At 49.3% G+C, this 24,092-nt stretch carries 32 protein-coding genes, 2 tRNA genes, 3 rRNA genes and 1 pseudogene; 27 read left to right on the top strand and 11 right to left on the bottom strand.

All coding sequences use genetic code 11. The features are described 5' to 3' along the window. From KNP80_RS15175 to KNP80_RS15195, 5 genes are all read left to right on the top strand, one after another. Positions 1-113 (top strand): 23S ribosomal RNA (locus KNP80_RS15175); the annotation flags it as partial. A gap of 58 nt (positions 114-171) precedes the next feature. After that, positions 172-287: ribosomal RNA gene (gene rrf / locus KNP80_RS15180) — 5S ribosomal RNA — on the top strand. Between the two features lie 114 nt (positions 288-401). After that, positions 402-517, top strand: a 5S ribosomal RNA gene (rrf, locus tag KNP80_RS15185). A 104-nt stretch (positions 518-621) separates the two neighbouring features. After that, entirely contained in the window at positions 622-1,491 is an 870-nt protein-coding gene (locus tag KNP80_RS15190; protein WP_214835055.1) for a GNAT family N-acetyltransferase, read from the top strand. Beyond that, a complete protein-coding gene (locus KNP80_RS15195; RefSeq protein ID WP_214720071.1) occupies positions 1,484-2,422 on the top strand; it encodes a coiled-coil domain-containing protein in 939 nt (312 codons plus the stop codon). The genes KNP80_RS15190 and KNP80_RS15195 overlap by 8 nt, the downstream gene beginning before the upstream one ends. 9 nt (positions 2,423-2,431) lie before the next feature. Here the strand turns inward: KNP80_RS15195 and KNP80_RS15200 are convergent, their stop codons facing one another. After that, on the bottom strand, positions 2,432-2,809 hold the full coding sequence (locus KNP80_RS15200) for an HIT family protein (RefSeq protein WP_214720072.1): 378 nt from the start codon (positions 2,807-2,809) through the stop codon (positions 2,432-2,434). A 51-nt stretch (positions 2,810-2,860) separates the two neighbouring features. On the opposite strand from KNP80_RS15200, the gene KNP80_RS15205 reads away from it, so the two are divergent. Continuing rightward, complete coding sequence (locus KNP80_RS15205) at positions 2,861-3,496, top strand: uridine kinase family protein (RefSeq protein ID WP_214720073.1); 636 nt, start codon at positions 2,861-2,863, stop codon at positions 3,494-3,496. On the opposite strand, the gene KNP80_RS15210 is transcribed toward KNP80_RS15205, so the two are convergent. Beyond that, positions 3,491-4,270: a sporulation protein gene (locus KNP80_RS15210; protein WP_214835056.1), complete on the bottom strand. Its 780-nt coding sequence runs from the start codon at positions 4,268-4,270 to the stop codon at positions 3,491-3,493. The genes KNP80_RS15205 and KNP80_RS15210 overlap by 6 nt on opposite strands. A gap of 139 nt (positions 4,271-4,409) precedes the next feature. Between KNP80_RS15210 and KNP80_RS15215 the strand changes: the two genes are divergently transcribed. The 7 genes from KNP80_RS15215 to KNP80_RS15245 all read left to right on the top strand — a co-directional run bounded on the left by KNP80_RS15215 (position 4,410) and on the right by KNP80_RS15245 (position 7,851). Continuing rightward, positions 4,410-4,486: transfer RNA gene (locus KNP80_RS15215), tRNA-Met, on the top strand. A gap of 25 nt (positions 4,487-4,511) precedes the next feature. Next, positions 4,512-4,588 (top strand) — tRNA-Met (locus KNP80_RS15220). 106 nt (positions 4,589-4,694) lie between these two features. After that, the gene (gene tsaE / locus KNP80_RS15225; RefSeq protein WP_214716513.1) at positions 4,695-5,144 is read left to right on the top strand and encodes a tRNA (adenosine(37)-N6)-threonylcarbamoyltransferase complex ATPase subunit type 1 TsaE; all 450 of its coding nucleotides are present in this window, start codon (positions 4,695-4,697) and stop codon (positions 5,142-5,144) included. Further along, positions 5,141-5,797 (top strand): tRNA (adenosine(37)-N6)-threonylcarbamoyltransferase complex dimerization subunit type 1 TsaB, encoded by a 657-nt coding sequence (gene tsaB / locus KNP80_RS15230; protein ID WP_214720075.1) that lies wholly within the window; start codon positions 5,141-5,143, stop codon positions 5,795-5,797. The genes tsaE and tsaB overlap by 4 nt, the downstream gene beginning before the upstream one ends. Then, positions 5,790-6,251 carry a ribosomal protein S18-alanine N-acetyltransferase gene (gene rimI / locus KNP80_RS15235; RefSeq protein WP_214835057.1) on the top strand — a complete coding sequence of 154 codons (462 nt, stop codon included), beginning with the start codon at positions 5,790-5,792 and terminating at the stop codon, positions 6,249-6,251. Before tsaB ends, rimI begins: the two co-directional genes overlap by 8 nt. Continuing rightward, positions 6,248-7,270, top strand: coding sequence for a tRNA (adenosine(37)-N6)-threonylcarbamoyltransferase complex transferase subunit TsaD (tsaD, locus tag KNP80_RS15240; RefSeq protein ID WP_214720077.1), 1,023 nt, complete (start codon positions 6,248-6,250; stop codon positions 7,268-7,270). Before rimI ends, tsaD begins: the two co-directional genes overlap by 4 nt. A 14-nt stretch (positions 7,271-7,284) precedes the next feature. After that, on the top strand, positions 7,285-7,851 hold the full coding sequence (locus KNP80_RS15245; RefSeq protein ID WP_214720078.1) for a hypothetical protein: 567 nt from the start codon (positions 7,285-7,287) through the stop codon (positions 7,849-7,851). Positions 7,852-7,898: 47 nt separating this feature from the next. Here KNP80_RS15245 and KNP80_RS15250 read toward each other — a convergent pair whose 3' ends face one another. Next, a complete protein-coding gene (locus KNP80_RS15250) occupies positions 7,899-8,306 on the bottom strand; it encodes a hypothetical protein (RefSeq protein WP_214716533.1) in 408 nt (135 codons plus the stop codon). Further along, entirely contained in the window at positions 8,303-10,204 is a 1,902-nt protein-coding gene (locus tag KNP80_RS15255) for an ABC-F family ATP-binding cassette domain-containing protein (RefSeq protein ID WP_214833873.1), read from the bottom strand. The genes KNP80_RS15250 and KNP80_RS15255 overlap by 4 nt, the downstream gene beginning before the upstream one ends. A gap of 149 nt (positions 10,205-10,353) precedes the next feature. Between KNP80_RS15255 and KNP80_RS15260 the strand changes: the two genes are divergently transcribed. The 5 genes from KNP80_RS15260 (at position 10,354) to KNP80_RS15280 (ending at position 13,976) form a co-directional block, all read left to right on the top strand. Continuing rightward, positions 10,354-11,010, top strand: a complete 657-nt coding sequence (locus tag KNP80_RS15260) for a redox-sensing transcriptional repressor Rex (protein ID WP_021065383.1) — start codon at positions 10,354-10,356, stop codon at positions 11,008-11,010. After that, the gene (locus tag KNP80_RS15265; protein WP_021065382.1) at positions 11,010-11,228 is read left to right on the top strand and encodes a twin-arginine translocase TatA/TatE family subunit; all 219 of its coding nucleotides are present in this window, start codon (positions 11,010-11,012) and stop codon (positions 11,226-11,228) included. Before KNP80_RS15260 ends, KNP80_RS15265 begins: the two co-directional genes overlap by 1 nt. A gap of 2 nt (positions 11,229-11,230) precedes the next feature. Next, on the top strand, positions 11,231-12,019 hold the full coding sequence (tatC, locus tag KNP80_RS15270) for a twin-arginine translocase subunit TatC (RefSeq protein WP_214833876.1): 789 nt from the start codon (positions 11,231-11,233) through the stop codon (positions 12,017-12,019). A gap of 124 nt (positions 12,020-12,143) precedes the next feature. Beyond that, the gene (locus KNP80_RS15275) at positions 12,144-12,437 is read left to right on the top strand and encodes a hypothetical protein (protein ID WP_214835058.1); all 294 of its coding nucleotides are present in this window, start codon (positions 12,144-12,146) and stop codon (positions 12,435-12,437) included. A 192-nt stretch (positions 12,438-12,629) separates the two neighbouring features. Further along, positions 12,630-13,976: an FAD-dependent oxidoreductase gene (locus tag KNP80_RS15280; protein WP_214835059.1), complete on the top strand. Its 1,347-nt coding sequence runs from the start codon at positions 12,630-12,632 to the stop codon at positions 13,974-13,976. Between the two features lie 32 nt (positions 13,977-14,008). Here the strand turns inward: KNP80_RS15280 and KNP80_RS15285 are convergent, their stop codons facing one another. Beyond that, positions 14,009-14,191 (bottom strand): PspC domain-containing protein, encoded by a 183-nt coding sequence (locus tag KNP80_RS15285; protein WP_034815538.1) that lies wholly within the window; start codon positions 14,189-14,191, stop codon positions 14,009-14,011. A 156-nt stretch (positions 14,192-14,347) separates the two neighbouring features. On the opposite strand from KNP80_RS15285, the pseudogene KNP80_RS15290 reads away from it, so the two are divergent. Beyond that, positions 14,348-14,935: pseudogene (locus KNP80_RS15290) on the top strand (NADPH-dependent F420 reductase); the annotation flags it as partial. Positions 14,936-14,975: 40 nt separating this feature from the next. Here KNP80_RS15290 and KNP80_RS15295 read toward each other — a convergent pair. Then, the gene (locus KNP80_RS15295; RefSeq protein ID WP_214716034.1) at positions 14,976-15,335 is read right to left on the bottom strand and encodes a TM2 domain-containing protein; all 360 of its coding nucleotides are present in this window, start codon (positions 15,333-15,335) and stop codon (positions 14,976-14,978) included. Between the two features lie 97 nt (positions 15,336-15,432). On the opposite strand from KNP80_RS15295, the gene KNP80_RS15300 reads away from it, so the two are divergent. The 4 genes from KNP80_RS15300 to bsh all read left to right on the top strand — a co-directional run bounded on the left by KNP80_RS15300 (position 15,433) and on the right by bsh (position 17,106). Next, the gene (locus KNP80_RS15300; protein ID WP_214835068.1) at positions 15,433-15,612 is read left to right on the top strand and encodes a hypothetical protein; all 180 of its coding nucleotides are present in this window, start codon (positions 15,433-15,435) and stop codon (positions 15,610-15,612) included. Next, positions 15,609-15,815 carry a hypothetical protein gene (locus KNP80_RS15305; protein WP_214835061.1) on the top strand — a complete coding sequence of 69 codons (207 nt, stop codon included), beginning with the start codon at positions 15,609-15,611 and terminating at the stop codon, positions 15,813-15,815. The genes KNP80_RS15300 and KNP80_RS15305 overlap by 4 nt, the downstream gene beginning before the upstream one ends. Positions 15,816-15,857: 42 nt before the next feature. After that, complete coding sequence (locus tag KNP80_RS15310; RefSeq protein WP_214835062.1) at positions 15,858-16,013, top strand: hypothetical protein; 156 nt, start codon at positions 15,858-15,860, stop codon at positions 16,011-16,013. A 118-nt stretch (positions 16,014-16,131) separates the two neighbouring features. Further along, positions 16,132-17,106, top strand: coding sequence for a choloylglycine hydrolase (gene bsh, locus KNP80_RS15315; protein ID WP_214835063.1), 975 nt, complete (start codon positions 16,132-16,134; stop codon positions 17,104-17,106). Positions 17,107-17,139: 33 nt separating this feature from the next. Here the strand turns inward: bsh and KNP80_RS15320 are convergent, their stop codons facing one another. From KNP80_RS15320 to KNP80_RS15335, 4 genes are all read right to left on the bottom strand, one after another. Beyond that, positions 17,140-17,418, bottom strand: a complete 279-nt coding sequence (locus KNP80_RS15320) for a hypothetical protein (RefSeq protein WP_058765584.1) — start codon at positions 17,416-17,418, stop codon at positions 17,140-17,142. Positions 17,419-17,510: 92 nt separating this feature from the next. Continuing rightward, entirely contained in the window at positions 17,511-17,942 is a 432-nt protein-coding gene (locus tag KNP80_RS15325) for a hypothetical protein (RefSeq protein ID WP_214835064.1), read from the bottom strand. Positions 17,943-18,071: 129 nt separating this feature from the next. After that, positions 18,072-18,281: a YdiK family protein gene (locus tag KNP80_RS15330; protein ID WP_021065367.1), complete on the bottom strand. Its 210-nt coding sequence runs from the start codon at positions 18,279-18,281 to the stop codon at positions 18,072-18,074. Positions 18,282-18,297: 16 nt separating this feature from the next. After that, the gene (locus KNP80_RS15335; protein WP_214835065.1) at positions 18,298-18,948 is read right to left on the bottom strand and encodes a CPBP family intramembrane glutamic endopeptidase; all 651 of its coding nucleotides are present in this window, start codon (positions 18,946-18,948) and stop codon (positions 18,298-18,300) included. A 258-nt stretch (positions 18,949-19,206) separates the two neighbouring features. Here KNP80_RS15335 and groES point away from each other — a divergent pair, with 258 nt between their 5' ends. The 4 genes from groES (at position 19,207) to KNP80_RS15355 (ending at position 23,478) form a co-directional block, all read left to right on the top strand. Continuing rightward, a complete protein-coding gene (gene groES, locus KNP80_RS15340) occupies positions 19,207-19,491 on the top strand; it encodes a co-chaperone GroES (RefSeq protein WP_021065365.1) in 285 nt (94 codons plus the stop codon). A 42-nt stretch (positions 19,492-19,533) separates the two neighbouring features. After that, complete coding sequence (gene groL, locus KNP80_RS15345) at positions 19,534-21,174, top strand: chaperonin GroEL (protein ID WP_131472786.1); 1,641 nt, start codon at positions 19,534-19,536, stop codon at positions 21,172-21,174. A 172-nt stretch (positions 21,175-21,346) separates the two neighbouring features. Beyond that, a complete protein-coding gene (locus KNP80_RS15350; RefSeq protein ID WP_214835066.1) occupies positions 21,347-22,411 on the top strand; it encodes a hypothetical protein in 1,065 nt (354 codons plus the stop codon). 2 nt (positions 22,412-22,413) lie between these two features. Beyond that, a complete protein-coding gene (locus tag KNP80_RS15355) occupies positions 22,414-23,478 on the top strand; it encodes a hypothetical protein (protein ID WP_214835067.1) in 1,065 nt (354 codons plus the stop codon). Positions 23,479-23,543: 65 nt separating this feature from the next. Here KNP80_RS15355 and KNP80_RS15360 read toward each other — a convergent pair whose 3' ends face one another. Continuing rightward, entirely contained in the window at positions 23,544-23,975 is a 432-nt protein-coding gene (locus KNP80_RS15360) for a hypothetical protein (protein ID WP_251132410.1), read from the bottom strand. Positions 23,976-24,092: the final 117 nt, after the last annotated feature.

Raw genomic sequence — 24,092 nt, forward strand, 5'->3', positions numbered from 1 at the left:
CCCTTTGAGCAATCAAGAAAGACCCCTCAGAGACGATGAGGTAGATAGGTCATGGGTGGAAGCACGGCGACGTGTGGAGCTGAATGATACTAATCGGTCGAGGCTTTGATCTAGTCTAATGGTTTGTGTGAATTGATGAGTCTTCAGTTTTGAGAGAACGATCTCTCTATGTCTGGTGGCGATGGCGAAGCGGCCACACCCGTTCCCATGCCGAACACGGAAGTTAAGCGCTTCAGCGCCGAAAGTAGTTGGGGGTCTCCCCCTGTGAGGATAGGACGTTGCCAGGCCAACGCGAAAGACGATCGAGCATCCGCTCGGTCGTCTTTCTTTATGTGATTATTTTAAACAAAATTACCTAATAGTATTGCTATATCCTAATCGATATGCTAATATAATAATTGTCTAGTGGCGACAGCGAAGTGGTCACACCCGTTCCCATGCCGAACACGGAAGTTAAGTACTTCAGCGCCGAAAGTAGTTGGGGGTCTCCCCCTGTGAGGATAGGACGTTGCTAGGCCAACGCAAAGGACGATTGAGCATCTGCTCAATCGTCCTTTTTGTCGTTCCCGAAACCTTTACATCTCTCTTCTCGTATAAAAACGTGAAGAGGGGGAAATCATCATGTACATACGTAGAGCCACAGCCTCGGACCAGAGAATGTTTACTGAGGTCTCACGGGCGAGTTTCAAACAAGAGGCAGATCGTCTCCGGTTGCCATACCGGGACTTAAATATTGAGCCACCCGGTTATGATGACGAGGCGATGAGCCTGTACTTGATTGAACAACTGGTATGCTATGTCATCGAGCTTGAAGGACAAGTCATCGGGGGAGCCGTCGTGACGTTGACAGGGCAAGATTACGGACGGATTGACCGCATCTTTATTCACCCATACAGACAAGGTAAAGGGATTGGGAAACAGGCACTACAGTCAATCGAGAAGCTTCATCCGACTGTTCGAATTTGGGAGTTGGAGACATCCACAGCCCAACCTAACAACGTAGCATTTTATCGGGCTGCTGGTTATCAATCCGTCTTCGAATCAGATGAAGAAGTTTGTTTCGTCAAGCGAGTGCAACAACGAACAGATTACATGGTATTGCGCTATGAAGAGCGTTCAATCACAGGTGCTCAAGCGTATGGGGTGGATGCGAGCCGTGTCTCCATAACGAATAGTAATGTCTCAGAGCTTCAGGCAAGCAACTGTAATTTCACGAAGAGTCAATTTCGGAATATCAACTTCAGGGAGACGGAGTTCGATGATTTGAATCTATCCGGTTCTCAGTATCGTTTCGTCACCATGTACGAGTCAGGGAGACCGACGACGTTTTTCCATACGAATCTGACGAACACAATCTTTGAAAACTGTCGGCTCGATGGTGTCCGCATCGAGGACTCATCGATTGATGGCTTAACGATTGACGGGGTGAACGTCAAAGATCTGTTGGAACATCATCGAAAAGAAACGGGAGGAATGAAACGCTATGAGTGATCTCTACCAAACACAGCACGACTTACAACAACAGATGGCCGAACGGGACCGACTCGCTCGTAAATTAAAGACACTCGATAAACAAATTGCCGAACACGAAGCTGTACGAAAACAACTTCTCAATTCGTTCACGAAGGAACAGCGTGACGTCTACGACTTAGATTCATTCTCGCTCGTCAATGCGTGGCGTAAGCTCCGGGGAACATTCAACGAACAAAAAACGATTGAGTTGGAAGAGGCGGCCCGGGCCGAATTGAAATTACGGGAACACGAGGCGATGTTGGATGAGTTAGCGCTTGAACGTCGTGACTTATATGAGACGTTTGAGACCTATAATGGAATTGACGCGGAATGGGAAACGTTCATAAAAGAGAAGGAAACTCATTTGAAGCAAGATTCTACTGTTAGGGAAGAGTTATATCGCCTCACGGATCAACAGGTGAAAATGACCGAGTTAGTTGTTGAATATAAAGAAGCTATCGTTGCCGGGAACTCAGCGCGAACGGCCATTTCCAAAACACTCAAACATCTCGATAGTGCGAAAGGTTGGTCGACGTATGATACGTTCTTTGGAGGTGGATTGATTGCGACTGCAATGAAACATGACGCCATCGATGCTTCGGAACGGAAGATGCATGAACTTCAAGCTGCGCTTGAGCGCTTCTCGCGGGAATTGGCTGATGTGAAAGGAGTTGTCAGCGGCTTACACATTGAACGCGGTTCGCTCATTCAATTCGCTGACTACTTCCTCGATGATATCTTTTCCGAGTGGACGATGCATGGACGAATCAATGATTCGCTCGACAAGGTAAAAGGTCTTGACCGTGAAATCACTCAACTCATCGAGAAAATGACGAGAGAAGTGGAACGGCTGGAGCGACAACTTGAAGAAACCGAAACGAAACGAAAACAGCTCATCCTCACACGATGAGCTGTTTGGTCATTCTGGTCGTTTCAACCAATGACGTAATCCTTTACCCGCGTGCGGGCCGTCGGCGTAACGAGGGATGACGTGCAAGTGAGCATGCGGAACTGTTTGATTTGAAGCGGTACCCACATTCCAACCGAGCGTATAGCCGTCAGGGCCATATGTCTCCTCGAGGAATGACTTCGCTTCGTGAAGCAATACATATGTATCGTGCCATTCCGAAGGCGTGAGGTCGAACGTCGTTGCGCGATGTTGTTTCGGGACGATGACGCCAGAGCCGACGAGCACGTCCTGCTCACGGTCGTTCATCAAAAAGTAACATGTCTCATTCTCGGCGACAATCGTCTGAGACGGATCTAGTTGCGGATGACAAAATGGACAAGTTGACATCGGATTGGTACACTTCCTTTCTGTATAAAGTGTATCAAAAGGGGGAGCAGTATGAATGAATTGATTGATAGAATTGTTGCCCAGGTCAAGCGCGAGCACCGCACGATTATTGGCATCTCAGGGCACGGGGGTGCGGGGAAGTCGACATTCGCTGACGCTTTACGAGCGAGTCTTGGAGACGTGAACTACATTAACACCGACCCATATATCACGGACTCGACGTTACGGAAAAGTGCCATGCTCGATTACAAGGTCGACGGGCAGGCACATCATTACAAGATGACAGCCTGTCATCCGGCGGCACACCACTTGCTGTCACTTGAGCGTGATGTCCGCATGGTACGTGAAGGCATCGGCTTCTATACGATTGACGTTCCATACCTTGAACGAACGTGGATTGACTCGACAAAGCAGATCACGATCATCGAAGGCATGAGCGTCGCGTTTCTTGCATCTGATTGGTGGGATGTGTCGGTTTATCTATATACCGACAGCGACACCGAGTTTGCGCGACGTTCCGTGCGCGACGTCCAACAACGAGGAATGGACATCGCGTACTTAAAGGCGTCACACGACGAGCGTCGACTCCAATACGAGCTGTTCATGCATCCGCAGCGCGAGAAGTTCCAAACCATCGTCTCGACGAGTAATGATATTTGGACAATTGAAAACCACCGTTCTTCATGAGCGATGGCTGCGTAACGTCTCTTGAATGCCGAGGCCGAGCCGGTCTTGCTCGCGCTCGAGTTGGTCCCAGGTGAGCGAGCGATGGCGCATCGTGACGTCATTGGCGATCGACTCGAGCGTACGCTGCTTCTCGATATTGTCGAGCCAGTAATACACATCGACCCCATCTTCGTCGACCCGCCAAAACGATTTGACGACTTCAAATTCGTCGGCCCAATCACCGACCGGTTTGAATCCGTATTTCTCGACGAACGGATACGGTCGTTCTTCTCCGATTGGGTCGATGACGTTACGGACGAACATGAGTTCGAGCCCGGCGTGTTCAGTCGCCTCCAATAATCGTTTCAAGGCAGGGAGCGGTTCGACTTCGACTTTCTCGATGACATCGAACCAGACCCGTTTTCCATCGGTGTCCCAAACGGTCGCTTCGACGCTATATGGAGCTCCGGCGGTGGAGGGGGCATACATCGTCAAATCGAACGTGAACGGGATGTGTTCTTCAGCACCTGGTTCGAGCACGGCCGATAGGGCGATTGGGACTTCTTGCAAGTCGGCCTCCCGATTAAACTCGTTGCCTTCGAGCGTGATATCTTTGAACGTCGTCATAAAATTGAGCGTCAACTCTTGCAGCCGCACGACATGCGAAGTGGTGTTCAACACCCGCAGTGTTCCATGGACGGTCTCGTTCGGAATGAACGGGAAGGTGTGAAAATAGACGGATGCGTCCAGTTCGGAAAAGAACCATTTTTTAAAGCGATTACCCCATTTCGACATGACGGTCGCGCTCCTTTTCTCTTATAAATTGTACTCTCTAAAATGTTCCCGATTCCAATTCTGAAAAAACATGAAGAAAAAGGTTGCATTATATAACTACTTCACTTATTATAGAGGATGTCGAAACAATTCAAACCATCGCGGGGTGGAGCAGTCTGGTAGCTCGTCGGGCTCATAACCCGAAGGTCGTCGGTTCAAATCCGGCCCCCGCAACCAATTTTTATTTAATTTCATATGTCGTCGCGGGGTGGAGCAGTCTGGTAGCTCGTCGGGCTCATAACCCGAAGGTCGTTGGTTCAAATCCAGCCCCCGCAACCAATTTTTTAAATGAGATAGCGAAACGATGACGTTTCGTGTTTTTTTTTGCGTAAAATTGAGTGTACAATGAGTACGTATCGCTAGAACCGACTAAAGGAGAAACATCATGTATACATTGATTACCCATTCTGCGGCCGAGACGCAGGCAGTGGCAGAGAAGTTGGCCACACTCGTCAAAGCCGGGACGGTCATAACGTTGAACGGAGACCTCGGTGCCGGGAAGACGACGTTCACCCAAGGCTTTGGCAAAGGTCTCGGTGTCACGCGCAACGTCAACAGCCCGACGTTCACGATCATGAAGCAGTATCAGGGGCGCTTGCCGCTCTATCATATGGACGTCTATCGTCTCGAAGACACAGGGGACGATATCGGCCTTGAAGAATATATCAACGGCGATGGAGTCGCCATCGTCGAATGGTCAAACTTGATCGAGTCATCGCTTCCGACGGAGCGGCTTGCTATCACCATCGAGCGGATCGGGGACGAGGAGCGTCAACTGACGTTCGCGCCCGTCGGTGACGCATACGATGCGCTCGTGAAGGAGGTGCTCGCATGAAGCAATTGATGATGGACACGTCGACGACACGTCTATCCGTCGCCCTCAGTGAACACGGACAAATCCAAGCCGAAGCGACGGTCATGGTCTCGAAAAACCATGCCGTCACGCTTATGCCGATGATTGAACAACTGATGAACGCGGTCAAATGGACACCGACCGAGCTCGAGCGCATCGTCGTGACGACGGGGCCTGGATCGTATACGGGCATCCGCATCGGTGTCACGACCGCGAAGACGCTCGCCTACACGCTCCAACTCCCGCTCGTCGGGGTTTCGGCACTCCGTCTCATGGCGGCGGCGCCGAACACGGAGCTCCCGGTCGTCTCACTCATCGACGCCCGCCGTGGCAATGCCTATATCGGCCACTATCAACAGAACGAGGCCGTCTCACCGGATTGTCACGCCTCTGTCGTAACTTGGCTTGAAGCTAATATGACAGGACCGTTTGTCGTCGTCGGTGACGTCGAGCCGTTCCGTGACGCGCTCGCGTCTTACGACTATACAGAAGCCCCGGCTGCTCACAGCTATGGACGTGCGAGCGATCTCGTCGCCTTAGGTGACGTGACGGACGATGTCCATGCGTTTGAACCTGAGTATCTCCGCCTCGCTGAAGCGGAAGCGAAATGGCTCGAGGGACAAAACAATGGCTGACATTAAAATTCGCCGTATGAATTGGCTCGACGTCGAGGAAGTGACCAAAGTCGAAGAAGCGTCCTTCGCCATCCCATGGACGAAAGAAGCGTTCATGAACGAGATGCTCAAGAATGAGCAGGCCGTCTATTTTGTCGCCGTCCATGAACGTCGCGTCGTCGGATTCGTCGGCGTCTGGCAAATCGTGGACGAAGGACATATTACGAACATTGCCGTCCTACCGGAATATCGCGGGCAAGGCATCGGCAATCTGCTATTGACGCAACTCGTTGAATTTGCTCGCTCGAAGTCACTGGCGGCGCTCACGCTCGAAGTGCGCGTCTCGAATATCGGTGCCCAAAAGCTGTATGAACAGTTCGGTTTCGAAAACGCCGGTCGCCGGAAACGGTATTATCAAGACAATAATGAAGACGCCTATATCTACTGGGCGAAGTTAGGAAGTGAAACAGAATGAACACATCGCTCATTCTCGCGATTGAGTCGAGCTGTGATGAGACGTCAGTCGCGCTAGTGCGTGACGGCAAGACACTTTTATCGAACGTCGTCTCGTCGCAGATTGAAAGTCATAAACGGTTCGGTGGGGTCGTGCCCGAGGTCGCCTCGCGCCACCACGTCGAACGAATCACGTACGTCATCGACGACGCCCTCAGTGAAGCCGGCGTGACGATGCAAGACGTCGACGCCGTCGCGGTCACGCAAGGACCAGGTCTCGTCGGGGCGCTGCTCGTCGGCATCAGTGCGGCTAAGGCACTCGCATTCGCCCATAGTAAACCGCTCATCGGCGTCCACCATATCGCCGGACATATTTACGCGAACGAACTCGTTGAAGAGATGGAGTTCCCACTCGTCTGTCTCGTCGTTTCAGGAGGACATACGGAGCTCGTCTATATGCCCGAGCACGGTGTGTTTGAAGTCATCGGTGAGACGCGTGACGATGCGGCCGGAGAAGCGTACGACAAAGTCGCACGGACGCTCAGCCTGCCTTACCCGGGTGGCCCGGCCATCGACCGTCTCGCGGCTAACGGGGAAGACACGTATAAGTTCCCACGGGTCCGGCTCGAAGCAGGAAGTTTTGACTTCAGTTTCAGCGGGCTCAAGTCGTCAGTCATCAATGCCGTCCATAACGCCGAACAGCGTGGGGAGACGGTCATCCCAGAAAACTTGGCGGCCAGTTTCCAAGCGAGCGTTGTCGAAGTGCTCGTCGAGAAAGCGATTCGTGCCGTAAACGAAAAAGGCGCGAAACAACTTCTCGTCGCAGGTGGCGTTGCGGCCAATCGTGGACTCCGTGCTGCGCTTCAAGAAGCGACGGACCGCGAAGGCATCCGCCTCGTCATCCCACCACTTGATCTATGCGGAGACAACGCCGGTATGATTGGGGTGGCGGCACACCACGCGTATGTGCGCGGAAAGCGCGATACACTGGCGATGAATGCGGTTCCTGGGTTATCCTTAGAAGAGAGCATGACAGTCTAGGGGGAAATAGAGACATGACGAAACGCATCATCATTGGAGGTCTGGTCGTACTGCTCGTCGTCGCGACGTTTTTGCAAGTACGAGAGATTATCCGCGCTTATAATATCGCTTATCAAGAAGAAATCGTACCGGAAGCGACACGCGTCCGGTCGCTCACGGGAGCGGAATCAATCGAAGGCATCGGCCGGGTCACAGGTGAGAACACGCTCGTCGAGACGTTGTACGGTTATAAGAGCCTAGACGATCAGGACATCGAGAGTGTCATCGTCGTCGACCGCAATCTCGGCGTCCAACCGAAAGCGAGCGACGCGTATTATGAGATTGGCCCGGGCCGGGAAGCGACCGAAGAGGAAGCGGCCAAGTTCGAGGATATCGTCAACGAGTTTGACGAAGAGCAACTGTTCGCGCAAGTCATCTCGACGCATGAGGCGAAGTATGTGACGAACCGTGAGGAGGCGCTCACGTTCTATAAAGTGTTCGTCCGTGACGTCGATACGAACGAGTACGTGTTCTTTATCACGGAAGACGGGCTCAAGCTCGACTTCCATACCCGCGGGTTCCAACCGCTACGTTATTTCTAACTGTTAAAAGGGAAGCCGGTCTCCAACTTGGAGACGGCTTCCCTTTTTTATACGTCCGGATGATGTTTGTTCTGTTTGTGCCACATATTCACCCAACTCACGATGAAGACGAGCAGGGCGAGCAGCCACATGAGGAGCGTTGACTGATAGAAGTGTCCCCACACTGAGCCTGGGGTGTAAAAGCTGTGCACGGTCACATCGACCGGCCAGACGACGAGGCGGATGAACAGCGTGCTCATGAGCAGGCCGCTCAACAAGCTGATCACAATCCCGCTCCACGTCTGGATGATGAAGCCGATGACGACCGGCAAGAAATAAAACAGGAACGACGGGACGACCGTCGGCTCCCCACGAATCAGTTCGGATACGAATTCCGTCCCCGTCGGCACGATATAGGCGAGACCGGTCAGGAAAGCATGCATCCATTCGATTCGCATCGCACGGAATCGCATCATGAATGGAGCTCCTCCCATTCTGCATACAGTGCCGTGATCGATTCTTTCGTCGCATCGGACTCGGTCGACAGTTCCTGCGCCCGAGCGAAGTCGTTGAAGACGTCCGGTTCACACAAGAGCTGCTCGATTTCCTCGAGACGGGCCTCGTGTTGTTCGATGGTGAGCTCGATTTCCTCGATCCGTTGTTTCATCCGGCGTTCCTCACGTTGCTGTTCCTTGTCGGCGCGCTGCTTCTTGACGATGACTTGTTTCGTCTCTTCGCGGGCGAGTCGGGCCAGGTCTTCGAGTTCTTCTTTCTTCTCGACGTAATATGAATAATCGCCGAGATACTCGTCGATGCCGTTCGGCGTGATCTCTAAGACGCGCGTCGCGAGCCGATCGATGAAGTAGCGGTCGTGCGACACGAACAGAATTGTGCCCGGATAGTCGACGAGGGCGTTCTCGAGAATCATCTTCGAATCGAGGTCCAAGTGGTTCGTCGGCTCATCCAAGATGAGCAAGTTCGGTTGCTCGAGCTTTAGTTTCGCGAGCGTCAAGCGGGCCCGTTCACCACCCGACAGTTCATGGACACGTTTCATGACATCGTCACCGCTGAACAGGAACTGTCCAAGCAGACTCCGCACTTCTTGTTCGCGCATGAGCGGCCAGTCGTTCCAAATCTCGTCGATGACACGGTTGGCGTCCGACAAGTTCTGTTGCTCCTGGTCGTAGTAGCCAATCTCGACGCCGGTGCCGTAGCGGATGTCACCGGTAAGGGGCGGCTGTTGTTTCGTCAACACTTTCAGGAGCGTTGATTTGCCGACTCCGTTCGGGCCGACGAGGGCGACCGATTCGCCGCGCTGCAATTGGAAGCGGAGATTTTGGGCGATCGGTTCTTCATAGCCGATGGCGAGGTCGCTGCCGCTCAATACGTCGTTCCCGCTTTGACGTTTGATTGAGAACGAGAGGACGGCGCTGCGCTCATCACCGTCCGGCGCTTCCATCCGGTCGACTTTCTCGAGCCGTTTACGGACACTCTGGGCCCGCTTCGTCGTTGTCGCCCGGGCGATGTTACGCTGAATGAAATCCTGCATCTTGGCAATCTCTTCTTGTTGCGACTCGAACTGTTTCTTCTCTTGCTCGTAAATGGCAGCCTTCTGTTCAAGGTACTTCGTGTAGTTGCCGACGAAGCGACGGCTCCGGTGGCGCGACAACTCATAGACGACCGAGACGACGCGGTCGAGGAAGTAGCGGTCGTGGGAGACGATGAGGACGGCGCCTTTATAGCCGCTCAAATACTTCTCGAGCCAACCGAGCGTCTCGATGTCCAAGTGGTTCGTCGGCTCATCCAAGATGAGCAGGTCTGGACTCTGGAGCAGCATCTTCGCGAGGGCGAGGCGTGTCCGTTGTCCGCCGGAGAGCGTATCGATGCGGCGTTCGAAGTCGTCCGGATAGAACCGCATCCCGTGAAGGACAGAGCGGATCGTCGCCTCATATTGATAGCCGCCACGGTCTTTAAACGTATGCTGTTCTTCATCGTAAGACGACAAGAGGCGCTCATAGGCGGCCGGGTCGTTCAAGATGCGCTCGGAACCCATGTCTTGCTCCATGCGGCGCAGCGTCTTTTCTTGTTCGATTAAATCGGTGAAGACAGTCAACATTTCGTTCCACATCGTCTCGTTCGACTCTAACCCTGAATCTTGGGCCAGGTAGCCGATGGTGACGTCTTTCGGCTTCATGATATCGCCCGAGTCGTAGTTGTATTCCCCGGCGATGACTTTGAGCAGTGTCGACTTGCCGGCACCGTTACGGCCGACGAGCGCGACGCGTTCGCCTTCTTGAATCTCGAGTTTGACGTTCTCTAAAATCGGCTCGACGCCGAATGATTTCGATAAGTTATTGACTTGCAGTAGGATCAAGTGAAAAAACCCCTTTCTCTCTATTTAGTATACTTTATTTCTTCCCCTTTTCAGGTATATTCATTGAGTGGTCATGTGAATTCGTTTACAATCAAGGTGTATGAAATTAGATTCGTTTGAAACGCGTCGTAAAAAGGAGGCTCTTTCCGTTGAGTCAAAACGAACCAAAGATTCCGCAAGCGACAGCCAAACGGTTGCCACTATACTATCGGTTTATCCAAAGCCTACATTCATCAGGAAAACAGCGTGTCTCTTCTGCTGAACTGAGCGAGGCGGTCAAGGTCGATTCGGCCACGATTCGTCGCGATTTCTCGTACTTCGGTGCGCTCGGGAAAAAGGGATATGGCTATAACGTACAGTATCTGTTAGACTTTTTCCGTAAGACACTGAATCAGGACGAGATTACGAACGTCGCCTTAGTCGGGGTTGGTCATCTTGGGACAGCTTTCGTCAACTACAACTTCCTTAAAAACAATAACACACATATCGTCGTCGGGTTCGACGCAGACGAGACAAAAGTCGGCACGACGATGTCCGGTGTCCCGATTCATCACGTGGATGAGATGGAACAGATCATGAAACAAAACAAGATTGATGTCGCCATCTTAACGGTGCCGTCTACCTATGCGCAGCCTGTCGCGGATGACTTGGTCCGCTTCGGCATCAAAGGCATCTTGAACTTCACACCGGCCAGGCTTACTGTGCCGGACACGGTCCGCGTCCATCATATCGACTTGTCGATCGAACTCCAGTCGCTCATTTACTTTATGCAACACTATCCATCTGCTGAGGGGGTCCATCAATAATGGAATTACTATCATCGTTGCTCGTCGTCGGTATTCCTGGGGGAGCGAGTATCTTCATTATCGCCATCGTCGCGCTCATCATCTTCGGGCCGAAGAAATTGCCTGAATTCGGACGCGCCGCCGGACAAACGCTCCGTGAGTTCAAAAATGCCACAAACGGCATGATGAACGAACATGACGAGAAAGATAAGAAAGAACTTGAGAAGAAAGAGCAGTAATCATGAATCATCAACCTGATCAAGAGCGGGCGCTGTCCGATCACTTGACAGAGCTGCGGAGACGACTGATGCTGTCGGCATTTGTCGTCTTTGCCTTCTTTTTGATCGCTTTGCCGAGTGTCAAATACGTGCTCGCCTATCTGCAGGCGGACCTCGTCGAACGAGGGCTCGAACTGAACGCCTTTGGGGTCGCGGACCCGCTCATGATTTACTTGAACTTGGCGCTCGTCATCGGGCTCGTCGCGTCCGGTCCGTTTCTACTGTATCAACTGTGGGCGTTCGTCGCACCTGGTCTGCACCCGAATGAGCGGAAAGCGACGCTCGCGTATATCCCGATCATCTTCATCTTGTTCTTGATCGGTCTCGCGTTCGCCTACTATTGGTTGTTCCCGCTCGTCCTCGATATCTCGACGGACCTCGGGCAAGACCTTGGGCTGACGCAAATCATCGGGGCGTCGAACTACTTCACGTTCTTGCTGCAACTGACCATTCCATTCGGACTGTTGTTCCAGTTGCCGGTCGTGACGATGTTCTTGACGCGCATCGGTGTCGTGACACCGTACTTCCTCTCAAAAATCAGGAAGTACGCCTACTTCGCCTTATTCGTCATCGCGGCCTTCATCACGCCGCCGGATTTGACGTCGCACCTCATGGTGTCACTGCCTCTCTTTTTCTTGTATGAGATCAGTTTATCGATTTCACGCATCACGTACCGGGGCGTGCTCCGACGTGAGAAAGAGGCGATGGTGAAAGAGCAAGTCGATTTGATGAAACAAATGAATGAGAAGTAAGCATCGTTCTTTAATGGGACGATGCTTTTTTTATGATTGGAAATAAATGTTTTTAACAACAAGATAAACACTGGACCCACGTGATACGATAAAACTACTTAAACATCAGTCAGGGGGAGAAGCGATGGCTTGGGAGTACTACGGGGATGAACTCATCATCATCGGCGTGTTGACGACAATGTTGCTGATTGCCGGACTGAACTTTTTGAAATCGCGATTCAGGCGAAGCCTCGTCTTCTCGTTGATGTTGCTCCTCGCGGGATACGTATCGTGTATCATCGGACTCGTCTGCGTCCGTGGTTGGGACGCGCTGGGGTGGATTTTTATTGGCTTCAGTCTGTACGTGATCGGCCTCCTCACCTATATCGGCGTCGTCACTTACCACTGGTTTAAAGCAAGACGCACGACCCATTCATGAATGAACCGTTCCGGTTGCGGAGCGGTTTTTTTGTTGTCACACCAGCCGTTCAAACTTTAGACATAATTACGTGAAAAAGTGAGCAAAGGGATTGTCAAACCTTCTTGTGAAATAGTACACTAAGTTCAGAAAGTAAATGTGATATTTATCACAAACACTAACTTACCTAACACTCAAAGGAGAGACAACCATATGAAAATCGCAGTCATCGGATGTACACACGCAGGAACAGCAGCAGTCAAAGGATTACTCGCCAAGCACGACAATCTCGACATCACGGTGTATGAGCGGAACGACAACGTCAGCTTCCTCTCATGTGGGATCGCCCTCCACGTCGGCGGTGTCGTCAAACGTGCGGAAGAGCTCTTTTACGCGTCACCGACCGAACTCGAAGAACTCGGCGCGACAATGCGCATGAAGCACGACGTGTTGAACATCGATACGGAAGCGAAGACGGTCCATGCGAAAAACCTCGACACGGGAGAAGACGTCTATGACACGTTCGACCGTTTGATCGTCACGACTGGTTCATGGCCGATCGTCCCGACGCTTCCTGGCATCGAGATGACTGGGATTGAGCTCTGCAAAAACTATGGCCACGCCCAACGCATCATCGAGCGGGCAAAAGACGCGACGAACATCGCCGTCATCGGTGCCGGCTATATCGGTGTCGAGCTCGTCGAGGCGTTCGAAGTGTACGGCAAACACGTCACGTTCATCGATAGTGCCGACCGCATCTTGAACAAGTATCTCGACAAGTCGTTCACAGACCAACTCGAGGCAGACATGACGTCACGCGGCATCGACCTCGAACTCGGCCAGACGGTCGAAGCGTTCCATGGGACAGATGGAAACGTCACGCACGTCGTGACCGATAAAGGTGAGTTCGAGGCCGACCTCGTCATCCTCTGTGTCGGCTTCCGCCCAAACACGGGACTCCTTCAAGGCCAAGTCGACATGCTCGGCAACGGCGCCATTATCGTCGACGAATATATGCGCACGAGCAACCCGGACGTCTTCGCGGCTGGTGACAGCTGTGCCGTCTATTACAACCCGGCGCGCACACATGCCTACATCCCGCTCGCGACGAACGCCGTCCGCATGGGAACGCTCGTCGCCGAGAACTTGATCGCACCGCGTGTCCGTTATCAAGGGACGCAAGGAACGTCAGGTCTCCGTCTCTACGATTGGAACATTGCCTCGTCTGGACTTACAGAAGAAGCAGCTGGACTGTTCGGCCTCGACGTTGAGAGTGTTGTGATTGAGGATGCGTACCGTCCGGAGTTCATGCCGACGGCTGAACCGGTTCAGTTCAAACTCGTCTATGAAGTCGGCACACACCGCGTCGTCGGCGGACAAGTCCTCTCGAAAGCGGACATGACGCAAGCGGTCAACACGTTGTCGCTCGCCATCCAAAACGAGATGACGGTTGAAGAGCTCGCCTATGTCGACTTCTTCTTCCAACCGCACTACAACAAGCCATGGCACTTCATCAACAGTGGGGCGCTCGCGGCGATGAAAGATAAAGTCAACGCATAAAAAAACTCGGGAGCCGCGGCTTCCGAGTTTTTTTATAGATAGCGTGGGGCGTCCTTCATCGAGTTGGCGAGAATCATATAGATGAGGACGTTCCCCGGCACAATCAAAAAGAGCAGACGTACACCGAGCGGGGACAGGTCGAAGTATTCAGCGATGCCGCCGCAGACACCAAAGAGTGAGCGGTTCGTGGCAGATTTTCGAAGCGGACGTTGCATAAGCGTGGCTCCTATCTCAACTATGATATGAAAATTTTACCATATAAATTGGCGACAAGCGTACAATGCACACAGGTTTTTCTTCGTCTGAAGCCGGGGAAGGGGTAAGAGAAAGGCTACGGCACGCAGACGAAGAACTGTGAAGGGGAGTCGGACTATATGAAGATTGGTATTTTAGGAGCAGGGAAAGTCGGACGGACGCTCGGGCGCAAGTTCGAAGATGTCGGATATGAAGTGTTGTACGGGACGCGCTCGGAGCGCGAGGGGACGATGTCGCTCCAAGAAGTGGCGTCGAACGCACAGATTTTGTTATTGACGACGCCGTTCGCGGCGGCCGTCGATTTGATTCAATCGCTCCGGGACTTGGACGACAAGATTGTCATCGATGTGACGAATCCGATTGCCAAAGAGTTTGATTCGATCGAGCGGCCGGAAGGGAAATCGGGGGCCGAGCATCTGCAAGAACTTGCGTCACACGTCCGCATCGTCAAGGCGTTCAACCAGACCGGCGTCGAGAACTTGGAGAACCCGAACATGTCGATGATGTTCATCGCCGGAGACGAGCAAGAGTCGGTCCGAGCCGTTCAAGACCTTGCCTCGAAGATTGGTTTCGACGCCCATACGCTGCGTCACTTGAAACTGGCGCGAGAACTCGAGTCGCTCGCGTGGTTATGGATTCATTACGCGACGAAAGAACGGAAGCACCGGAACTTTGCGTTCTACTTGAAAGAGAATAGTTTTTAATAGAAAAGACGGTCACGCGTTGGCGTGACCGTCTTGGTCGTTAAAAGGCAGCTTGACGCTCAGAGCGAGTCTTCAACGATTCAATCGTCTCGCGCTCGATCGCTTCGACTTCGCGTTGTTGCCAGCCTGGCATGAGGAACGCGTCGACGAGCGCCCAAATGCCTGCTACGAACAATCCAACGAAACCAATCAAGACGACGGTAAGGATGATTGAACCAACCGTAAGAGCTAGCATCCCAAGGGCGCTACCTGTCTTTTTAAAGTAGAAACGGTGTGCGCCGAAACCGCCGAGGAAGAACCAAAGCAAGTACGCGACGACGAGATTGCGCTTCTTTTTCTCGACTTCGCTGTTGACGAGGAGCATTTCCTCTGTCGATAAATCGATACGTGAATAATTCATGATGTGATGTGCCTTCTTTCCAAAAATTGATATAATGAATGCAGTCTTTATTGTACCGGGAAACGGATGAATTCCCATGATTTTCTATTATTTATTTTTGGAAGCGAGGAACAACCGAATGGGTTTTGCGATTGTGACGTTCATCGTCGCGTTTATTCACGTGATCGCCGGAGCGGTCGTCTTACATAAGTATCCGCAATATAAATCAATCGCCATCAGTGTGATCGTGCTCGGTTTCGTATATGGTCTGTTGACGGTGGGGTTCATCGTCCTATGAACAAGTTCTTGAAACCTCGAGTGAGCTATACAAATGAAGATGCATTTAAACTCGGGATGTTCATTATGCTCGGGCTCACCATCATGGATGTCTTAGGTGGTAACGTGCCAGATATGACTTTGGCGCTGGCTGCGACTCTGTTTTATGCGTGGCGCCGTGACGTCGCGGCGACACTTGGTGAGGAAGCATCTCGTGCCATCTGACGCGAATCAAGTGAACTGACATTACGAGGTGTCGTCGTTGCCTTGATGATTGGACTCTTCGTCTCGTTCTTCATGGATACGTTGACCTACTCGCTCGAAGCACTCATGTATTATGGGTTGGCGTTCGTATGCGGATTAAAAGGGATTGGACTTTGGGTTTTCATGACAGACACAACGGTTAAGACCGAACTGAATTAACATGAAGAACGATGTGGCACACGCCTCATCGTTTTTTCTTATGGTTGATGTCAGTTGAAAACGTGAATAGGACAAAGAGTGTTGTTATTGTCTGCATTGGATCGGAAGGAGTTTTGTTATGTGTACAGCAATCACGTACGCTCCGCACGCCCACTACTTCGGCAGAAACTTAGACCTGAACGTGTCCTATCACGAGCAAGTGACGATCACCCCCCGACACTATCCGTTCAACTTCAGACGGATGGGCGAGAATACGAACCATTACGCAATGATCGGGATGGCGACCGTCGTGGAAGACTACCCGCTCTATTACGAAGCGACGAATGAAAAAGGGCTCAGCATGGCCGGGCTGAACTTCCCAGGGAATGCAGTATTCAAGCCGGAAGTCGACGGAAGAGACAACATCTCTCCGTTCGAATTCATTCCGTGGATCCTCGGGCAGTGCGCGACGATTGAGGAAGCGAAAAAACGGCTCGCGACGATTCATCTGATCAATCTCAACTTCAGTGACGCGCTCCCGCTTCACCCGCTACACTGGATCATCGCCGACAGAGATGCCTCGATTGTCGTCGAGCCGATGGCGGACGGGTTGCGCATGTACGACAATCCAGTCGGCGTCTTGACGAACAATCCGTCGTTCGAGTATCAGCTGTTCAATCTGAATGATTATCGGCACGTCTCGACGAAACTGCCGGCCAATACGTTCGCGCCGACATTGAATCTCGATGCCTATTGTCTCGGATTAGGCGGACAGGGCTTGCCGGGTGACTTATCGTCGACATCACGCTTCGTCCGGGCAACGTTCGCTACCTTCAACTCGGTCTGCGAACCGACCGAGGCGTCCGCGGTCGGTCAATTTTTCAAACTGTTGGATACGGTGATGCAAACGCGGGGCTTGAACGAGGCCGGGGATGGGACGTATGAGTACACGATCTATTCCTCATGTTGCAACGCCGACGATGGCATCTATTACTACCGGACGTATAACAACAATCAAATCACGGCCGTATCGTTGTTCCATGAGGCGCTAGAGAGCGAGCACTTGATCACGTATCGCCTACAACATGAGCAACAAATTCACTACGAGAATTGAGAACAGCTCTCTTCGCGTGAAGGGGGCTGTGTTTCATAGCGTGTCGTTATAAAGTGGGGCCTCATCATCCGTGCTGATGATTTTCAGGTGACGCTCGTCTTTCACATAGACGCTTTTATAAGCGACGCGTTCACCTTCATAGAATAAGATGACGCGGTTGCCGTCGTTGTCCGTCTCGACTTTCGGTTCATACTGCGCAATTTCGATTGTCTCTTCGAGCACGCCATACTCTTCGTACGTAGACAAGTCGTCTTCGTTTGAGCAGGCGACGAGAAACAGGGAAGCGACCAGCGCGAGAAATGCTTTCTTCATCGTATCTCTCCTTATTTGATAGTTAACCTATCAAATATAACGCAGGTTGATATCTTTTTCAAAAGAGAGCCAGGATGAGTCAGAGAGGGTGGTCATGCACCGATGACTAACACGACACGTCCTTCTTCTAACGCAAGTGATTTGATATTTCCGACTTTCACTTTTTGGAGCGGTCCGATCGCACTCAAGTCGAGCGTCAGCGTTCGGGCATCGTAAGCGATATAAGGGGAGTGGTTTAAAAACTTGTCGTTGAAGATTTCTTTATCCGTAGGCTCGACCTTCACGACAGTGAACACAATTTTCCGCCCGTGAGTCTCTTTTGGCACCAATGTCAGTTTCATCCGAACATCTTTCGAGAAGAAAGCGACCCCGACTTTCTTTGTCCCTGCTAAAATCAATTGTCCGTTGGTGATCTCGACGGTCACATCAGACAGCTCGGGGATTTTTGGACTTATGAACGATTGAAGTTTGGACGCCTCGAGTGGAACTGTGACCGCTACGTTATTCATCATCTTCTTAAACATACCACCAGCTCCATTTACCATTTTTATACTATTACAAATTAATTATACCTTTATTTTACAATCTTGAACCCTTTGTTTTAGAGAAAGTGATCCATAAGAAAAGACCAAGCTGCGCGCTTGGTCTTTTCGTTATGCCGATTTATCGGTCTTTTCTTTTTTCGCTTTTCGGGCAAGCGTCAAAATCTGATATACCTTGAAGAAGTCATACGCGGCTACGGCGATGATGAAGTACGTCCAGAAGCTGAAGCCGTACTCTTGCACCGAGTAGTAGGCGAGGACGGTGAACAGAATCCCGAATGAGAGACTGAACAAAAACATAACTTTTAAGTGTCGCGGCATCAATGCCACCTCATTTCTACATTAAGAATAATACGACCATGACGAGCGCGTTGTTAAACGCGTGAATCGCGATTGGCACGATCAAGCGACGCGTCTTGGCATAAGCGACCGTGAAGGCGAAGCTCATCGCCACGTAAACGAGAATCTTGTTGTCCCCGTGGATGAGCGCAAACAAGAGCGAGCTGACCGCAAACGCAATCCAGAACCCGAAGCGGGCGCTCAAGTTGCCGAACAAGATATGACGGAACAGAATCTCTTCCATGATTGGGCCGAGCAAGACGACCGAGAGCGTCATGACCGGGACGAGCCGGACGATATCCGCGATTTGTTCGGTGTTCTGAGACCCCATGACGTCACCTGATATCGCCGTCTCAATCAAGTTGGCGACGATGACGAGCCCGTACTGCATGAGAATCCCGAGCCCAATCCATTTGACCGTGTCGTTCAAATTTGACTGGATGCCCTGCTGCTTATACAGCTTCAAGTCGGGCCAGAGCAAGAAGATCGAGATGACGATCGTCAAACTGAACCCGATGGCGAACCAGAGGCCAGTTGCCGTCGGCGTGATCCATTCTGGGCGCACTTCGCTAATCAATACCGGAAAGAATTGAACAAACGCATACAGCAGAATCGGGATGATATGCCGGAGCCGAATGTTAGGCGCCATCGAAAAACGGGTATTTATCGATTGGTTTGAGTTTAGTGTAGCCAATTGAACACGTCCTTATTCCTAAGAGTCAACGTTCCTTTTGACCATTGTATCAAATAAGGTCTCTTGACCGCGAGTAGAAGCATTTTTTTGATGTTCCCGCTTGCATTTTCAGTCGTCTCATACTACACTAATCAATGTTAGCACTCCTTTTTGATGAGTGCTAAAACTTACGATTCAACGATACATCATTCATATTCGGAGGAGGTTTTTTCTATGTTAAAACCACTAGGCGATCGCGTCATCATCGAAGTCGTGGAGAAAGAAGAAAAGACGATCGGAGGCATCGTGCTTCCTGACACGGCGAAAGAGAAGCCGCAACAAGGACGCGTCCTCGCAGTCGGTACAGGCCGTGTCACGGACCAAGGTGAGCGGATCGCGCTCGACGTCAAAGAAAATGATTTGGTCATCTACTCGAAGTACGCGGGTACCGAAGTGAAGCATGAAGGCAAAGAATACTTAATCGTTCGAGAGAGCGACATTCTCGCAATCGTAGGCTAAGACTCACCATTTTTCAAAAACTTTTTTAGGGGGAAATGAACAATGGCAAAAGAAATCAAATTCTCAGAAGATGCACGTCATGCGATGCTTCGCGGTGTCGACGCACTCGCTGACGCGGTAAAAGTAACAATCGGACCGAAAGGACGTAACGTTGTCCTTGAGAAAAAGTTCGGCTCACCGCTCATCACGAATGACGGCGTGACGATCGCGAAAGAAATCGAACTCGAAGACCACTTCGAAAACATGGGCGCGAAGCTCGTTGCTGAAGTCGCCTCGAAGACGAACGAAGTCGCAGGGGACGGTACGACAACAGCGACAGTCCTCGCTCAAGCGATGATTCGTGAAGGTCTCAAGAACGTGACAGCGGGCGCAAACCCGATGATTCTCCGTAAAGGAATCGACAAAGCAGTTCGTCGTTCACTCGAAGAGTTGAAAGAAATCTCGAAACCAATCGAGTCGAAAGAAGCGATCGCACAAGTCGCGGCCATCTCGGCAGCGGACGAAGAAGTCGGCGAGTTGATCGCTGAAGCGATGGAGCGTGTCGGCAACGACGGCGTCATCACAATCGAAGAGTCACGCGGCTTCACGACAGAACTCGACGTCGTCGAAGGGATGCAGTTCGACCGTGGTTACTTGTCACCATACATGATCTCTGACTCAGACAAGATGGAAGCGGTGCTAGACAACCCGTTCATCTTAATCACTGATAAGAAGATTTCGAACATCCAAGAAATCATCCCAGTGCTCGAGCAAGTCGTGCAACAAGGGAAACCAATCCTCATCGTCGCAGAAGACATCGAAGGCGATGCGCTCGCGACACTCGTCTTGAACAAGCTCCGTGGTACGTTTAACGCGGTCGCGGTCAAGGCACCAGGATTCGGCGATCGTCGTAAAGCGATGCTCGAAGACCTCGCGACACTCACAGGCGGCCAAGTCATCACAGAAGACCTCGGCCTCGAGCTCAAGTCGGCAACACTTCAACAGCTCGGACGTGCATCGAAAGTCGTCGTCACGAAAGACACGACAACGATCGTCGAAGGTGCTGGAGACGAAGCGGCAATCAAAGCACGCGTTCAAACAATCCGCAACCAAATCGAAGAGACATCATCTGACTTCGACCGTGAGAAACTCCAAGAGCGTCTCGCGAAACTCGCAGGCGGCGTAGCCGTCGTCAAAGTCGGCGCGGCGACAGAGACAGAGCTGAAAGAACGTAAGCTCCGCATCGAAGACGCGCTCAATGCGACACGCGCAGCCGTCGAAGAAGGTATCGTCGCCGGTGGTGGTACGGCGTTCATCAACGTCATCCCAGCCGTTCGTGCGTTGCTTGCAGAAGTGACAGCGGATGAAGCGACAGGTGTTAAACTCGTCCTCCGTGCTCTCGAAGCACCGGTCCGTCAAATCGCGGAAAACGCGGGTGAAGAAGGTTCGGTCATCGTCGAGAAGCTCAAGAACGAATCAGTCGGCATTGGCTACAACGCCGCAACTGGCGAGTACGTCGACATGATTGCTCACGGTATCGTCGACCCGGCGAAAGTGACGCGCTCAGCGCTTCAAAACGCAGCGTCAGTATCAGCCATGTTCCTCACGACAGAAGCGGTCATCGCAGACAAGCCAGAACCAGCAGGCGCTGGCGGTGGCATGCCTGACATGGGCGGCATGGGTGGAATGGGCGGCATGATGTAAGATAATGCATTAAAATATTAAAAATCTCTTTTTGGTTTTTAACCAAAAAGAGATTTTTAATATTGATAATTCTATATGGTTCTAGTTAATACAAACACTTTGTCGTATTGCTATCAAATTTGTAAACGGTTAGTCTAAAAGTAGAAAACCTTAATTGAAAGGGTGAGATATATTGACTTACATAAATGTATTAGACAAAACAAAAGATTCAGTGATTGATAGCGACTATCTGACTATAAAAATTGATTATAAATACGCTATAGAAAAGTTATTCCCACTTATTAATCGACTGGATTTTCAAAGAAATTCATTGAATAAAAAGTACTATAAAAGATTGAAGCAGGATATCATTGATGGTTGTGTTTTACCTCCATTAACAATAGCTTTTGATGATGAAAAATTAAAAGAATTAATTGGAAATGAGAATATTGAGTTTCAAGAAATTTCCGAACTACTCGACACAAATATAGATAAGGGATTCATATTGGATGGTATTCAAAGATTAAGTGTTTTAAAAGAAGCTTCAGAAGAAGATGGATTTGAATTAAACACATCACTGTATGCAAACGTCATATTATCTAATTCAATTAATAAGCTATTATATAGAATGATTATCTTGAATAATGGCCAAAGACCAATGTCAGCTAGACACCAAATTGAAATATTGATGAATCGTACCATCGATCATATTGCGACAGATGAAAAATATCAACAATTTATTTATTCTGAGAAACATAGTGTTAGAGGGGACGGAAAGAGTAAACTAAAAAAAGAAATTTTAGTTAAATCCTATTTGGCTTACTCAACTAAGTCAATTAGTATAGATAATCAGAAAATAATTGAATCAAAGTTGAATGAGATTATTTCTGATAAAATCGTTAGCTCAGAAGTTAAAAATTCTGAAATTGAATTTAACATAATATTCAATTTCTTGATTGAGAAAATTGAAAATAACAAATTTGGTTATCACAAAATTGATTTAATAGAATGGCTCAATAATGAAAATAATTCAATTGGTTTATTTGTTGGAGTTGCAAACAATAATGATTTCTTAAACATTGATTACGCTGAATTGATGCAAATTATTGAAATTATTGAAGAGTTTATTGAAAACATCAATCCTTCTAAAGTTAAAGTGTCAAGCGTTAGAAGAACAGTAGTTTCTGATGTTGTTAAAAATTATAAAAAATTCCTAGAGGATGAGGACTATAGGAATGACTATATCCTGGGGATTTAATAATGAAGATGCATATGTTGAGGGAGTACTTTACAGAAGAAATGCTTCAAAATATTTTTCAAGGTGTAAAACAGAAAATTGGAGTAGAATTAGACGATGATATTAAAATAATTGATAGTTTCATTGCAATTGGTGACGAACCTTTAAACTTTAATAGTGATGAAAAAATATACTTATTAAAACTTTGTCGATTGTTTATGGGGAATTTAGTATTACATGATATAGATACTGATGAATCTTTACCACAGCTACCCTCAGTTTTTCAAAATATGTTTGTTACAAATGATTTAGAAGACGATGACGAATGGAAAGTTAATGAAATGGTAGATTTCATCATCGAATTTTCTAAATATACCGAAGAAAATAAAATTCAGAATCTATTAGACTCTGAATTTAGAAACAACAGAGAATTTTATAAGAATATTTCAACTGAAATTCAGCAATTCGTTACATACCAAACTAGAGAATCTTACTTAACAGCATTTGTTCACTTATATAGAACATATGAGTATATGTCATATGCATTTCCGTTAACATATATTCATAATACTAGTGATTTTTATGATAGTTACGATCAGTTAAGAAAGTTTTTCCATGATACAAACTCCGCAGAACTAGCTTTCTTTTCAAGATTTTTAAATGAAGTCTTTTTAGAAAACGATTATATTTCTGATGAGTTGTATGGCCAAAGTTTTGAGATTAGCTTCCAAACAAGTAACTATGAGGACATTAAAAGGACTTTACATCCAATTGTAACTTTGGTAAATAAGAAAACTAAAAAAGTAAATGAACAATTGACTCGGAAAAGGTTCTCTAAAGTTGATGATGTAGTAAACTTTGACGATGAGAGCAGCTCTTTAACTATCCAGATTTTAGTTTTCCATGATTTTATTATTGAATTACGTAATAAAATATTTCATTTCAAAGCATCGAGAAGAGATTCTATAGTTCCGAATAATATATATTTTGAAGAAATTTTTGAGATTCTAAATATCCATATTTATAATTGGATTGCAATGATTTTTAAATTTATTCTTCATTCGGCTCTAGAGAATCATGAACGATAAAAGATAGGTTATATTTTAAATATCTGATGAAGGAGCGACGATTCAATTCGTCGCTCCTTTCTTGTTCAATCCGTCTGTTTCCGGTTATACATCACAATACTCCCGACGAACATGACAAGTGCCCAAGTGGACAGAATCACAAGTTCCACCCATGTAGAGCCGAGTCCAGCACCCGCCTCGATTTGATGAGCGAGGTCGATCAAGACGATGTTCGGTAAGTACTCGAGGAGACCGATTACTGAGAAGCGGTCCTCGTACACCAACAACATCGGCGAGAACGAGAAGAAGAAAAACGCCGGCATGACGATGAGCGAGGCTTCCATGACCGTTTTCGTCATCAATCCGAGAATCGTCCCAATCCCGATATAAAAGAACGTCGAGACGATCAATGCGAGTGAGATGACGAGCAGGTTTGCAGGACTGTAATCCATGATAAAGGCACATGCCGCGATGAGGATGAGCGTCGTCACGAATGTGAGCGCGCTTTTTGTAATCAACGCTGTTAAAATCCCTTATATCAACGTATTAAAAATCCCTCAAATTAATGGATAATGAGTCTGACAACCTGAAAATGGAGTGTGAGACACATGATCCGAAGTGAGGGATTTTTTATG

The sequence above is a fragment of the Exiguobacterium sp. E4787 genome (assembly GCF_018618375.1).
Classification (GTDB): domain Bacteria; phylum Bacillota; class Bacilli; order Exiguobacteriales; family Exiguobacteriaceae; genus Exiguobacterium; species Exiguobacterium chiriqhucha.

Excerpts from the sequence above, each read along its gene's own strand:
- KNP80_RS15190 (WP_214835055.1), top strand. The coding sequence starts at position 622 with ATGTACATACGTAGAGCCACAGCCTCGGACCAGAGAATGTTTACTGAG.
- KNP80_RS15195 (WP_214720071.1), top strand. The coding sequence starts at position 1,484 with ATGAGTGATCTCTACCAAACACAGCACGACTTACAACAACAGATGGCC.
- KNP80_RS15200 (WP_214720072.1), bottom strand. The coding sequence starts at position 2,809 with ATGTCAACTTGTCCATTTTGTCATCCGCAACTAGATCCGTCTCAGACG.
- KNP80_RS15205 (WP_214720073.1), top strand. The coding sequence starts at position 2,861 with ATGAATGAATTGATTGATAGAATTGTTGCCCAGGTCAAGCGCGAGCAC.
- KNP80_RS15210 (WP_214835056.1), bottom strand. The coding sequence starts at position 4,270 with ATGTCGAAATGGGGTAATCGCTTTAAAAAATGGTTCTTTTCCGAACTG.
- tsaE (WP_214716513.1), top strand. The coding sequence starts at position 4,695 with ATGTATACATTGATTACCCATTCTGCGGCCGAGACGCAGGCAGTGGCA.
- tsaB (WP_214720075.1), top strand. The coding sequence starts at position 5,141 with ATGAAGCAATTGATGATGGACACGTCGACGACACGTCTATCCGTCGCC.
- rimI (WP_214835057.1), top strand. The coding sequence starts at position 5,790 with ATGGCTGACATTAAAATTCGCCGTATGAATTGGCTCGACGTCGAGGAA.
- tsaD (WP_214720077.1), top strand. The coding sequence starts at position 6,248 with ATGAACACATCGCTCATTCTCGCGATTGAGTCGAGCTGTGATGAGACG.
- KNP80_RS15245 (WP_214720078.1), top strand. The coding sequence starts at position 7,285 with ATGACGAAACGCATCATCATTGGAGGTCTGGTCGTACTGCTCGTCGTC.
- KNP80_RS15250 (WP_214716533.1), bottom strand. The coding sequence starts at position 8,306 with ATGATGCGATTCCGTGCGATGCGAATCGAATGGATGCATGCTTTCCTG.
- KNP80_RS15265 (WP_021065382.1), top strand. The coding sequence starts at position 11,010 with ATGGAATTACTATCATCGTTGCTCGTCGTCGGTATTCCTGGGGGAGCG.
- tatC (WP_214833876.1), top strand. The coding sequence starts at position 11,231 with ATGAATCATCAACCTGATCAAGAGCGGGCGCTGTCCGATCACTTGACA.
- KNP80_RS15275 (WP_214835058.1), top strand. The coding sequence starts at position 12,144 with ATGGCTTGGGAGTACTACGGGGATGAACTCATCATCATCGGCGTGTTG.
- KNP80_RS15280 (WP_214835059.1), top strand. The coding sequence starts at position 12,630 with ATGAAAATCGCAGTCATCGGATGTACACACGCAGGAACAGCAGCAGTC.
- KNP80_RS15285 (WP_034815538.1), bottom strand. The coding sequence starts at position 14,191 with ATGCAACGTCCGCTTCGAAAATCTGCCACGAACCGCTCACTCTTTGGT.
- KNP80_RS15295 (WP_214716034.1), bottom strand. The coding sequence starts at position 15,335 with ATGAATTATTCACGTATCGATTTATCGACAGAGGAAATGCTCCTCGTC.
- KNP80_RS15305 (WP_214835061.1), top strand. The coding sequence starts at position 15,609 with ATGAACAAGTTCTTGAAACCTCGAGTGAGCTATACAAATGAAGATGCA.
- bsh (WP_214835063.1), top strand. The coding sequence starts at position 16,132 with ATGTGTACAGCAATCACGTACGCTCCGCACGCCCACTACTTCGGCAGA.
- KNP80_RS15320 (WP_058765584.1), bottom strand. The coding sequence starts at position 17,418 with ATGAAGAAAGCATTTCTCGCGCTGGTCGCTTCCCTGTTTCTCGTCGCC.
- KNP80_RS15325 (WP_214835064.1), bottom strand. The coding sequence starts at position 17,942 with ATGTTTAAGAAGATGATGAATAACGTAGCGGTCACAGTTCCACTCGAG.
- KNP80_RS15330 (WP_021065367.1), bottom strand. The coding sequence starts at position 18,281 with ATGCCGCGACACTTAAAAGTTATGTTTTTGTTCAGTCTCTCATTCGGG.
- KNP80_RS15335 (WP_214835065.1), bottom strand. The coding sequence starts at position 18,948 with ATGGCGCCTAACATTCGGCTCCGGCATATCATCCCGATTCTGCTGTAT.
- groES (WP_021065365.1), top strand. The coding sequence starts at position 19,207 with ATGTTAAAACCACTAGGCGATCGCGTCATCATCGAAGTCGTGGAGAAA.
- groL (WP_131472786.1), top strand. The coding sequence starts at position 19,534 with ATGGCAAAAGAAATCAAATTCTCAGAAGATGCACGTCATGCGATGCTT.
- KNP80_RS15355 (WP_214835067.1), top strand. The coding sequence starts at position 22,414 with ATGAAGATGCATATGTTGAGGGAGTACTTTACAGAAGAAATGCTTCAA.